Raw genomic sequence first — 11,806 nt, forward strand, 5'->3', positions numbered from 1 at the left:
TCTTTCAAATATAATCATTTACTGTCCTGCTTGAGGTGTTACATCCTTTTCCTGTTGTCCAATTGCTTCAATCCCGATTTGTTCTTGTACATTTAATTGAACTTTTTTTTCGGCAAGTTCTTCTTTATTAAAGTTTAAATCTGGCTGTATATTATTGTTTTGACTAGCTTGCTTATTCCAGTCACCCAAGTTATTCACCCCCAAGAAATGGCTATAAGTAGTATGAGAAAAATGACTCTTTTTTATCCACAGATCATTTTTTAAGAAAAGTGAATCGCTCAATAATTTTGCAAGTCGCTATAAGTAACACATATCTAAAATTTTTCGCACCCACTAATAAACCTTTCTTAATATGATACTTGGTAGGATATGGGAGCATCTGGAAAGAATTTTATGTTATTTCAGAATATTAGGTGCTCATGCCACGTGAACCTTTATTATGTAAATTTATCCTAGAATATGAGGTTTGCCCCAACTTTTATGTTCCCGTAGACTTAAAAAGTGGCAGCAAAAAATTGTATGTATTTTAAAAAAAGAAGGGGGATTGATTATGAGGAAGCTTATTACAGGACTAGTCATATGTCTTTTGATGCTGAGTGCTGTAGCTTGTTCAACAACAACACCATCAGGATCTGAAGGAGATATGTCTACACTGGAACGAGCTAAAGAGGAAGGGAAAATTGTTGTTGGTTTTTCAGGAGAAGTTCCATATGCATATGAAGATGAAAATGGTAATTTAACAGGTCAATCTGTTGAAGTTGCCCGTGCAGTATTTAAGGAGCTGGGAATTGAAGAAATGGAAGGGAAGCTGACAAAGTTTGGCTCACTTATTCCTGGTTTACAATCGGAAACATTTGATGTCATTACAGCGGGAATGTACATCACACCAGATCGCTGTGAACAAGTAGATTTTGGTGAACCAGAGTATAGTATTGGTGAAGCTTTAGCAGTTCAAAAAGGAAATCCATTAGATTTACATAGTTATGAGGATATCGTTAACAATCCAGATGTAAAAGTTTCGATTATGAATGGTGCAATTGAGATTGATTATTTAAAGGCTGTAGGTATTGACGAAAGTCAATTTGAGATTGTCCAAGATATCCCGTCTAATATTGCCGCACTTGAATCTGGACGTGTAGATGCAATTACAATGACTGGGCCTACATTGGAGGCAGCACTTGCAACAGCGAATGCAAAAAATATTGATCGTGTAGACGATTTCATCCAACCGACAGTAGATGGCGAATCTATTCGTGGATATGGAGCTGCTGCTTTTAGAATTGGCGATGATGATTTAAAGGCTGCATATAATGAAGCATTACAAAAGTTGAAGGATTCTGGAGAACTATTAAACATCATAAGTGAATTTGGCTTTACTGAAGCTGATTTACCTGGAGATATGACAACAGAGCAACTTTGCAAAAAGTAGATTAAGAGATACAAATACAGGCGCTCGATTGTTGGGTGCCTGTTTTTTGAATGTAGGGAAAATGAAATAGGAAGTGATGATATATATGAGCGCGTATTTAGATATTATTCCGAAAATAATTCCGGGGGCTGTTGTAACGATAGAAATATTATTGGCTGCTTCTTGTCTAGCATTTTTCGTTGCGTTTATTGCCGGGTTAGGACGTGTTTCTAGATTCTCTATCATTAGACGAATAACGACTGTCTATGTCGAGCTTTTTAGAGGGACATCATTATTAGTCCAACTTTTTTGGATTTTTTTCGCTCTTCCTGCTTTTGGGTTAAAGCTTTCACCTTTTCTTGCAGGAGTTGTAGCGTTGGGGCTAAACTATGGTGCTTATGCTTCTGAGGTTGTACGAGGTGCGATACTGGCAATTCCATATGGACAAACCGAAGCGTCAATAGCTTTAAACATGACACGTTTTCAGAGAATGAGACTTGTAATTCTTCCGCAGGCGCTACGAATCATGCTCCCAGGGTTTGGAAATATTTCGATTGAATTATTAAAGGGCACATCGCTTGTTTCACTCATTACGTTAACAGATTTAACCTATAAAGGTTTGATTATTCAAAATACAAATATTAGCTATACTTTTCCAGTATTTATTGTTCTGTTAATTATTTATTTTATTATTGCGCTTCCACTAATCCTCGCGGTAAGGAAATTAGAAAAAAATGCATCGAAAGGAGTGGCTAAAGCATGACATGGGATTGGAATTTTGCCTTCGAAGTATTTCCCGAGATTGCTAGTGCGATTTGGCTTGTAATTGCTATCACTCTTGGTGCTTACATTGTCTCGTTAGTGTTTGGACTTGTTCTCACATTTGCAAGAAGATCGAGCTTTAAACCTTTGTCTATGATGACTTATGGTTTTATTGAATTTGTAAGAAGTACACCTCCGTTAGTGCAACTGTTTTTTGTATTTTTTGCTTTACCTTCTATTGGAATTTCCTTCGATAAATATACAGCCGGAATACTCACTTTAGGAATCCATTACAGCACTTATCTTTCTGAAGTATACCGTTCGGGAATCGATGCGGTGCCGAAAGGACAATGGGAGGCTGCTAAAGCCATGAATTTTACAAAAACCCAAACATGGTTTAGGATTATTCTTCCTCAAGCTATTCCACCCGTTATTCCAATGATTGGAAACTATTTGCTCGTACTATTTAAAGAAACACCATTATTAATGGCTATTGGAGTAGGTGAATTTTTACAAGAAGCACAGTTAATAGGGGCTGACCATTTCAAATATCTCGAGCCAATTACAATAGTTGGTTTCTTATTCCTAGTATTAAGTTATCCATCTGCGTTATTGATAAGTAAACTCGAAAAAAAATCAAAACTAGCTTTTGGTGCACGAAAGAATTGAAAGGGTGATAATGTATGAGTGCGATTGAAAAGGAGCGAAATACGGAAGACACATTAAGCGATGTGACTGAACCTTTAGTTCGATATGAAAATATAACGAAAAAATTTGGAGATACAGAGGTTTTAAAAGGTGTAAATTTAGACATTAAGCCTGGAGAAAAGGTTGCCTTAATTGGTCCTAGTGGTTCAGGAAAAACGACGATTATTAGGATGTTGATGACGCTAGAAAAACCGACATCAGGCTTAATAAAAATGGGGAACGGACCATTATGGCATAAAAAATCGAAAGATGGCAAGCTCATCCCGGCAGATGAAAAGCATTTACGTAAAATGCGAAGTGATATTGGGATGGTGTTCCAGCACTTTAATTTGTTTCCACATATGACAATCTTACGAAACGTAACAGAAGCTCCCATTCATGTATTAGGACTTTCAAAGGAAGAAGCTCATGCAAGGGCAGTTGATATGTTAACGAAGGTAGGCCTCGGTGATAAATTAGATGCATACCCAGAACAGCTTTCAGGTGGACAAAAGCAGCGGGTAGCTATTGCGAGGGCTGTTGTCATGCACCCAAAGGTTATGCTATTTGATGAAGTGACGTCAGCATTGGATCCTGAATTAGTTGGTGAAGTGCTCGAAGTTATTAGAGATTTGGCAACAGAAACGGACATGGCTATGATCTTAGTTACTCATGAAATGGATTTTGCACGTGATATCGCGGATCGAGTTGTATTTTTGCATAATGGCCAAATAGAAGAACAAGGTAGACCTGAAGAGATTTTTGGAAATCCAAAAAGTGAGAGGCTTAAAGCATTTCTAAGCCGTTTCTTAAATAATTAGACGTACAAGTAGAGGCTGACTCAAAACGATTGTGTAAGGTACTATTACTTGAATTTTCTCAATATAATAGAAGATGATAGGGAGGTGAATAAGTTTGGCTGACATCAAAATTTTGGATAATGGTCCTTTGCTTGCTAGTGGAGTATCGATCGTAGACGGTGAAGGTAAACGAATGGAGACTAAAGAACAAGTCTATCTTTGTCGTTGTGGTCTTTCAAGTAATAAACCATTTTGTAATGGTTCGCATAAAAACAAATTTCAAAGTCAAGTAAGAGCGTAAAAATCTAACAATTTTGGACAGTTAATGGCTGTCCGTTTTTTTTTGTTGAAATTTTGTTTAGATTTCTATTTACTTATATAAAATATTAAATTATAATAATTATAAATAAGAGTCGTTGGAGGGATTACATATATGGGAAACATTGAGATTGTTTTATATAGTAGTACAGGCTGTCCGTATTGTGAAAAGGTAAAGACATTCTTAAAAGATTGGGGCTTTCCTTATGAAGAGCGGAATGTTTCTATTAATAAGGAATACTTTGATCAGTTACAGGCGAAAAAAATTTTTGGGACACCGGCAACCTTTATTAATGGTAAGCTAGCATTAGGGTTCCAAGAAAAGAAATTAAAAAAATTACTAGGGCTTGATGAAGATGCAACCCCAGCAATCATTGCGAATGAGAATCAATTAGAGGTGAATCATCACTCGAATGAAAGGGAGCTTTTCCAAGCTGTAACGAACAATATTTTAGATGAAGTGTTCGACTTTGTTGCGATTGGTGCAGGCCCTGCAGGTGCGTCAGCAGCAGTTTATGGTGCTCGTGGGAAGCTTAAAACACTTGTCATTGATAAAGCACCAAAAGCGGGAACACTTGCCGTTACTCATAAAATTGCCAATTATCCTGGTGTGAAGGAAGAACTTACTGGTTTAGAGCTTCTTACAAGAATGCAAGAGCAAGCTCGAGATTTTGGAGCTCGCTTCGTTCGTTCCACTGTCCTTTCAGTTGACTTTTCGGACGAAGAAGTGAAAAAAATTCAAGTTGCAGAGGGCACGATTAAAGCCAAAAGTGTTTTTATTGGTGTTGGTGCGAAGGCGCCATCAGGTAAGATTTCGGGTGAAGAAGAGTTTACTGGACGTGGTGTAAGCTATTGTTCAACATGTGATGCTGCTTTTTATCAAGATCGTATTGTAGCAGTTGTAGGAGATAATGAAGAAGCCGTCCATGAAGCTGAAACTCTTTCCAAGTTTTGTAGCGAAGTAAAAGTCCTTATTCCAACAAATAGTCTTAAAGGTGAAGTTAGCTTAGACGAACTTGAACAAAAGGCTAATGTGAAAATCTATAAAAAATATCGCTTAAAGGAAATTACTGGTACAGATGCAGTTGAAAACATTATTGTCCTTGATGATCAGAAAAAAGAACAAACATGGGCAGTTGACGGTGTTTTTATATATTTAGGTGGGATAAAGCCTGGTACAGACTTCTTGGGAACTGCGGTTGATCGTGATGAAGACGGTTATATTAACGTAGATGAAAATATGCGCACAAATGTTGAAGGAGTTTTTGCTGGTGGAGATGCACGTCGAACACCGATTAAGCAAGCTATTCTATCTGCTGCAGATGGAGCGATTGCTGCTATGAGTGCAGACCAGTACGTAAATAACCGTTCTAAAGTTCGTCCGCAGTATAGTTAATTATATAGATATAGTCAAAGAGGTTGATCTAAATTTTTGGATCAGCCTTTTTTATTTTTAATTTTAAGGTTTTTCATAGAGAAGAGTCGGTGATTTAAATGAATCTTATTTCTTTCAGAAAGAGTATACTATATGAATAAGAATAATTAAGGATGATAATGCATGAATGAATATAATTCACAAGTTCAGAAAGAGCTTCAAACTTGGAAGTTAAAAATGACTAAACGCCCTGGTCTAATTAATAAAGTGTCAAAGAGAGCACAAACAAAAGTAAACGCACTTATACCAGAAAAAGCGCAGAAAATCATGACAGAAAGTATTAAAGGAATGATTAAGGCGACATTAGTTGGCTCTAATATTACAACAAATAAACGACAAGCTGCCGGAATGAGCCTATTTGAACGGGATAAATTAATGAAGGAAAAGCTGGCTGCCTATCGGAAAACGGCAATGATAGAAGGGGCCGGAACTGGTGCAGGTGGCTTCTTGCTTGGATTGGCTGATTTTCCGCTTCTATTATCAATAAAAATGAAGTTTTTATTTGAAGCGGCTGCTGTTTACGGATTTGATACGAATGAATACGAAGAACGACTTTTTATACTTCATGTATTTCAGCTTGCCTTTTCTAGTGATGAAAAACGAAGGGAAACATTTTATATGGTAGAAGGCTGGGATGAATACAAGAACCAGCTTACTGATATGGATTGGCATCAGTTTCAACAAGAATATCGTGATTATATTGATCTCGTGAAAATGTTTCAAATGATTCCAGGTATTGGAGCCGCTATAGGAGCAGTTGCTAATTATAATCTTCTTGATCAACTTGGAGAGACAGCAATGAATGCTTATCGGTTGCGACTTTTATAATTGCTATTTTTCAACAACTGACTATACTAAATAGTATTGTTGCAGTTTTTTGTGGAGGTTTTCTTCGATGAAGAAGAGGGAGTTTTATTTTGATAACGCGAAGTTTTTGCTTATTTTTCTTGTTGTAGTAGGCCATTTTATTACATCATTTATAGGAAATAAGGCATTTGCAGAGTTTTATATTTTGATTTATTTATTCCATATGCCAGCATTTATTTTGTTATCTGGGTATTTTGCAAAAGGGATTCATAGAGAGGGTTATATCAAAAAGGTTGCAAAAAAGTTGCTAATTCCGTATTTGTTATTTCAAATCATCTATTCATTTTATTATTTTTTCCTTTACGACAAAGAGGAGCTTATAATCCAAATTTTCCAGCCTCACTGGTCACTATGGTTTTTGTTAAGTATGTTTTGTTGGAATGTACTCTTATTGTTATTTACAAAAAATATAAAAAGCGTAACATGGAGTATGCTTATTGCGATTCTTGTTGGACTAATTGTAGGTTACTTTGACGATATTGGCAATTATCTAAGTTTATCTAGAACATTTGTCCTTTTTCCAGTCTTTTTACTTGGCTATTATATGAAGAAAGAGCATTTTCAAAGGCTTGTATCTAAAAAAGGGAAATGGATTTCCGCAATAGCGATTGTAGCAATACTAGTATGCATTCATTTCGTACTTATTGATATGCCAAAGGAATGGATGTATGGTTCAAAATCATATGGGACTCTTGATGCAGGATGGGAAGGTGGCATAATACGATTCCTATATTACGGTTTGAGTTTAATCATGATGCTTAGCTTTTTCACGTTTGTTCCAAAAAGAGAGCTCTTTTTCACGAAATGGGGAGCTCGTACACTATATGTATACCTTTTACATGGTTTTATTATTATGTATTTCCGTGATAGCGGGCTTGTCACTTATATTAAAGAAACAAACGCTCATTATCTTTTATTGATATTTTCGATAGTTGTTACACTCGTACTTTCAAGTCAACCTGTCTATGTATTAGCGCAGCCAATACTTGAGCTTCGTATGGATGGTTTAAGACAACTATTTAAGAGGCAAAAGCAAATGGGAAGGTAATCTCACAACTGGGATTCCCTTTTTTATTTTAGAAAGGACTACCACTTTGTACTATTAAACTATTGTAATTTAAATTAAAATAGTAATATATTACTATTTCATAATAAAAGAGACTTATGCGACTAGAGAGAAGGATTTCATGTTTACAAAAATTCCCAGACTGATAACATTTTTTACATTGAGTATTTTTCTGCTTTTTTCATTTACGATAAATGTAAAAGCTTCTACAACTGATCAAATCGTTTTTATTGCTGTAAACGATGAATTGGTTGAATTTGTCGATGCTAGACCATTCGTTGCTGATGGCGTTACTTACGTTCCATTAAGATCACTAGCAACTATATTGAAAGCAAACGTCTTTTACAATTCTAATGAAAATTCAGTAATTATAAAAAAGGATAGTCGATTTTTCAAAATCTATATCTCTGAAAATAAGTATGTAACTGAAGCTAAAAACAAAATGGAAGCAGCCGAGAAATTACCGTTTTTAATTAAAACTGAAAATGACCGGATTATGGTACCGTTGCAATTTATAGCGGAGTATTTTCAATTAGAGATTACTTTTTTTGAAGCTGGCCCGATTGCTAGATTAATAGAAAAGAACGATTTATTAAACTATACTGACGAACAGCTTTACGTCAAGTACAAAGAGGAAATTGAAGTGGAAACAGAACGATGGAAAGCAGAACGAAGGCATAAAAAGATAAACAAAATTGCGTATTTAACTTTTGATGATGGACCTAATAAACATACAAAGCCAATTCTTGATATTTTACAGGAACATGACGTGAAAGCTACATTTTTTATGATTGAGCCGCAAATAAAAGACTTTAAAGATGACGTGCAGAGAATGATAGCAGAAGGCCATATGATTGGTTCCCACAGTGTTACTCATGATAAAGCAACAGTATATCAAAGCCCGAAAACGCTACTTGATGAAATGAATAAAACGAGAGAAACATTATTAACAATTACTAGTTTTGACAGTAGATTAGTCCGTGTTCCTTATGGAAGTAAGCCTTACTTGACGAAAGAGTTTAGAGATATTTTAGCGAATAATAATATACAAGTATGGGATTGGAATGTTGATAGTAATGACTGGCGTTATTCACAAGAGATGTTAATTTCAACTGTTAAGAAACAAGTTATAGGTCTCGAGCAGAAGAATATAACTCCAGTTATTCTTTTTCACAACAGTTTAAATACTGTACAATCGCTGCCTGAAATTATAAAATTTTTAAAATCTGAAGGCTATTTTTTAGAAGCTTATGACAGAGAACATCATATCATGATAAACTTTTGGAACGATGAACGCCTATGAAATAGGTGTTCGCTTTTTTTTATCATTGACAAATTTATAAAATGAATTAGTTCTAATATTTACCATGAGTTTATACTATGTTTTTGAAAAAAATAAGAAATAATAGGAACAAAATATTTATTAAGGACTTATATGATATGAAAATTCAATTACAAGGATCAAAATTTTTGTATATCATAATGTTCGTTCTATTATTGATTTTCCCCTTTAGCGAGGTCCATAGTGAACAATCCCATAAAAAAATGTATATTAAAATTGATTTATGGACTAAAGAACTTTATTTGTTTGAGGGTGAAAAAGTAGTAAAGAAATATATAATTTCACCAGGATCAGAGGAGATGCCAACACCAATCGGGATATTTACGGTCACAGAGAAGTCAAAATCCTGGGGTGGTGGATTTGGCACTCGCTGGATTGGATTAAATGTCCCTTGGGGTACTTATGGAATACATGGTACTAATAAACCATGGTTGATTGGTAAAAATGTAAGTAGTGGTTGCATTAGAATGCGGAACAAAGATGTCGAGGAATTATATGAAAGCGTAAGTGAAGGTATCACTGTGCAAATAGATGGGCCAATTACCGGTATAGGGAAAGGGGAACTAAAAAATTTGTCACTAGGCTCAAAAGGCAATTTGGTACAAATTGTTCAACAAAGATTAAAGCTAATGGGCTTTTATAATGGTCCGGTTAATGGGATCTATGATAAAGAAACCGAGAATGCAGTAGAGAAGTTCCAAGTGTCTCATGATCTTCCAATGACTGGTGGAATTATGATAAGGGAGTATATATTATTAGGTATATTAGAGTGAAAATAAGCGAGCGAAAATGCCCGCTTTTTTTAAGTATTTAATCAGGTTTTATGTTTAACATTTAGAGTAGTGTTATTGTTTCGCTTTTCGATCTCGATTAATACGGCGTTGAAAGAAAATATAAACAGGAAATGGGATAATAATCCAGCCTATGCTTTTAATAAAACTGTTTAATGCACGTTGCTTACTATTTTCAATCTGTTGGTGTACTTTAGCATCATATTGCTTTCGTAAGTCTTCTTCACTAAGTTGAACTGGTTGTTTCTCTTCATTTTCAAATTTAGTAGGATAATTGGTCCGCATCTCTTTGTACTCTTCAAATGTTTCGATATAAGTGTTTGGTGATACATAATCAGCCAATGACATAAAAGCAAATACTCCGCCGCCGATAACCATTATTAATGTAATAAAGGCAACGGCATATTGATAAACTTGTTTAATCATATCCTCTCTCTCCTCCTGTTCAGCGTTTAGAACATGTCTTGCTCCGAACGCAATCAATATTAAAGGCAAAACAAAGCCGACAAGTAGTAGTAAGATAGAAATCACAATAACTCTCACCTCAATTTCTTCATCTGCAAAAATAACTTACCACAAATATAATGAAAACTCTTCTGACAAAATATTATTGAAATAAATACTATTGTATAGAATAGACGAAAAAGTCGTGAAAAAGGTTTCGATTTTTTTAAAAGAGTGGATATATGATTAAAATTTTTGAAAAGCGGAAGAAACTTCCTGTGCGAACCGGAAAATTTCTCCGCTTTACTATTTCCTATATTCAAAATAAATAAATAATTACAAGGGTTTTATGGTTGGCACGGAACTTGCATTATTAAAAGTGAAACGCTTACAAAATAAAAGGGGGAAACAAAACATGAAAAAAACATTTATTTCTGGGGCAACTGCATTGATGCTAGCAGGCGGACTTCTTGCAGGCTGTTCTTCAGGAGAAACAACATCAGAACCAGCTGAGACAAACAACAGCTCTGAGGAAGTTCAAAAAACAGGCTTAGAGACAAAGTTTGCAACGATAGCTACAGGTGGTGCTTCGGGGCCTTATAACATTATAGCCACTGCACTTGCAGAAACGTATGCACAAACATATGGTGTTAACTCAAAAACACAAACAACTGGAGCCTCTGTAGAAAATATTAACTTAATGGCACAGGGAAAAGTAGAAATGGCTTTTGTCATGAGTGATGTACTAAGTGAAGCAGTAAATGGGATTGGTAATTTCTCGGAAAAAGTGGAAAATGTTCAACAAATTGCAGCATTATATCCAAACTATGTGCAAGTTGTTACATCAAAAAAATCAGGAATTAAAACTCTTGCAGATTTAAAAGGTAAACGAATTGCTGTTGGAGCGCAAAACTCAGGTGTGGAAGTAAACGCTCGCAACTTACTTAACGGTCATGGTATTACATATGACGATATAAAAGTGGATTACTTAGGTTATGCTGAGGCTGCAGATGCATTAAAATCAGGAAAGTTAGATGCAGCATTCTTAACAAGTGGTATTCCGAACTCTTCATTGATGGAGCTTGAACAAGGATTTGATCTTCAACTAGTAACAATCGAAGAAGAGAACGTTAAAAAAATAGCAGCAGACCAATCTTATTTTATTCCGATGGTGATTCCAGCTGGAACATATGGAAATGAAGAAGATGTTCCGACTGCAGCAATTATGAATGCGTTAGTTGTTCGTTCGGACTTAAGCGAATCTGATGTGTATGAATTGACAAAAACATTTTTTGAAAACTTAGATGCACTTGGAAATGCTCACCAAGCAGCAAAAGACATTTCACTTGAAAAAGCACAACAAGGTTTGGTAGCCCCGATGCATCCAGGAGCAAAGAAATACTACGATGAGCAATAAAAAGTTGAAGAGGAGATCGTTTGTCTTTGGTCTCCTTTTTATCCTTATTTTATTTTTTCCAGTATCAGTTACGAAAGTTAGCAGCTTAGACAATGCGTTTTATTTTACAGACAAAGAATTTAGCATTTATTGGATTCACTCCGTTGAAAAAGAAGCATGGCAGGAGTTTTATGAAAGGCAAGGAAAAGACTTAGTGTTAACGTACACAAAGTTCAAAACATTTGGTGCAGGTGTGCCTTCTCAAGGGAAAATTAAAAAGAATGAAAAAGGCTTTATTACGTATGAAATTGGACGACGAATGGAAGGAATTAATTTAATTGTATCTGAAAATGTAAAGTCTACACTTTTTATAAAAAATAGAAAAATTCCTCTTTATAAGTTTGCGGGAAATTATGAAGAGATCACCATAAAACAAGTAAAACGTCCACTTTGTATGGCGTGGATGAATCAAAAAATATAGTTGGGAGTG

The 11,806-nt window shown here is 35.3% G+C and carries 14 protein-coding genes; 12 read left to right on the forward strand and 2 right to left on the reverse strand.

The genetic code is table 11. The features are described 5' to 3' along the window. Positions 1–18 precede the first annotated feature (18 nt). The gene (locus D612_RS19740; protein WP_017754761.1) at positions 19–189 is read right to left on the reverse strand and encodes a hypothetical protein; all 171 of its coding nucleotides are present in this window, start codon (positions 187–189) and stop codon (positions 19–21) included. A gap of 361 nt (positions 190–550) precedes the next feature. On the opposite strand from D612_RS19740, the gene ehuB reads away from it, so the two are divergent. The 10 genes from ehuB (at position 551) to D612_RS0106985 (ending at position 9,458) form a co-directional block, all read left to right on the forward strand. Next, positions 551–1,429, forward strand: coding sequence for an ectoine/hydroxyectoine ABC transporter substrate-binding protein EhuB (ehuB, locus tag D612_RS0106935; RefSeq protein ID WP_017754762.1), 879 nt, complete (start codon positions 551–553; stop codon positions 1,427–1,429). An 85-nt stretch (positions 1,430–1,514) separates the two neighbouring features. After that, on the forward strand, positions 1,515–2,171 hold the full coding sequence (ehuC, locus tag D612_RS0106940) for an ectoine/hydroxyectoine ABC transporter permease subunit EhuC (RefSeq protein ID WP_017754763.1): 657 nt from the start codon (positions 1,515–1,517) through the stop codon (positions 2,169–2,171). Next, positions 2,168–2,839 carry an ectoine/hydroxyectoine ABC transporter permease subunit EhuD gene (gene ehuD / locus D612_RS0106945; RefSeq protein WP_017754764.1) on the forward strand — a complete coding sequence of 224 codons (672 nt, stop codon included), beginning with the start codon at positions 2,168–2,170 and terminating at the stop codon, positions 2,837–2,839. Before ehuC ends, ehuD begins: the two co-directional genes overlap by 4 nt. A gap of 14 nt (positions 2,840–2,853) precedes the next feature. After that, positions 2,854–3,678: an ectoine/hydroxyectoine ABC transporter ATP-binding protein EhuA gene (gene ehuA / locus D612_RS0106950; protein ID WP_017754765.1), complete on the forward strand. Its 825-nt coding sequence runs from the start codon at positions 2,854–2,856 to the stop codon at positions 3,676–3,678. Between the two features lie 88 nt (positions 3,679–3,766). Beyond that, on the forward strand, positions 3,767–3,958 hold the full coding sequence (locus D612_RS0106955; RefSeq protein WP_026092426.1) for a CDGSH iron-sulfur domain-containing protein: 192 nt from the start codon (positions 3,767–3,769) through the stop codon (positions 3,956–3,958). Between the two features lie 132 nt (positions 3,959–4,090). Continuing rightward, entirely contained in the window at positions 4,091–5,371 is a 1,281-nt protein-coding gene (locus D612_RS0106965) for an FAD-dependent oxidoreductase (RefSeq protein ID WP_017754767.1), read from the forward strand. A gap of 162 nt (positions 5,372–5,533) precedes the next feature. Next, a complete protein-coding gene (locus tag D612_RS0106970; RefSeq protein WP_017754768.1) occupies positions 5,534–6,238 on the forward strand; it encodes an EcsC family protein in 705 nt (234 codons plus the stop codon). A gap of 67 nt (positions 6,239–6,305) precedes the next feature. Beyond that, positions 6,306–7,325 (forward strand): acyltransferase family protein, encoded by a 1,020-nt coding sequence (locus D612_RS0106975; RefSeq protein ID WP_017754769.1) that lies wholly within the window; start codon positions 6,306–6,308, stop codon positions 7,323–7,325. A 139-nt stretch (positions 7,326–7,464) separates the two neighbouring features. Next, positions 7,465–8,646, forward strand: coding sequence for a polysaccharide deacetylase family protein (locus D612_RS18680; protein WP_017754770.1), 1,182 nt, complete (start codon positions 7,465–7,467; stop codon positions 8,644–8,646). A gap of 137 nt (positions 8,647–8,783) precedes the next feature. Beyond that, positions 8,784–9,458, forward strand: a complete 675-nt coding sequence (locus D612_RS0106985; protein WP_051023168.1) for a L,D-transpeptidase family protein — start codon at positions 8,784–8,786, stop codon at positions 9,456–9,458. Positions 9,459–9,530: 72 nt separating this feature from the next. On the opposite strand, the gene D612_RS0106990 is transcribed toward D612_RS0106985, so the two are convergent. After that, complete coding sequence (locus D612_RS0106990) at positions 9,531–10,007, reverse strand: hypothetical protein (RefSeq protein ID WP_017754772.1); 477 nt, start codon at positions 10,005–10,007, stop codon at positions 9,531–9,533. Positions 10,008–10,335: 328 nt separating this feature from the next. On the opposite strand from D612_RS0106990, the gene D612_RS0106995 reads away from it, so the two are divergent. Beyond that, entirely contained in the window at positions 10,336–11,337 is a 1,002-nt protein-coding gene (locus D612_RS0106995; RefSeq protein WP_017754773.1) for a TAXI family TRAP transporter solute-binding subunit, read from the forward strand. Beyond that, a complete protein-coding gene (locus D612_RS18035; protein WP_017754774.1) occupies positions 11,327–11,797 on the forward strand; it encodes a DUF1850 domain-containing protein in 471 nt (156 codons plus the stop codon). Before D612_RS0106995 ends, D612_RS18035 begins: the two co-directional genes overlap by 11 nt. Positions 11,798–11,806: the final 9 nt, after the last annotated feature.

Origin of the sequence: Calidifontibacillus oryziterrae (assembly GCF_000331575.1) — a bacterium.
In the GTDB taxonomy this organism is placed as follows: domain Bacteria; phylum Bacillota; class Bacilli; order Bacillales; family Bacillaceae_J; genus Calidifontibacillus_A; species Calidifontibacillus_A oryziterrae.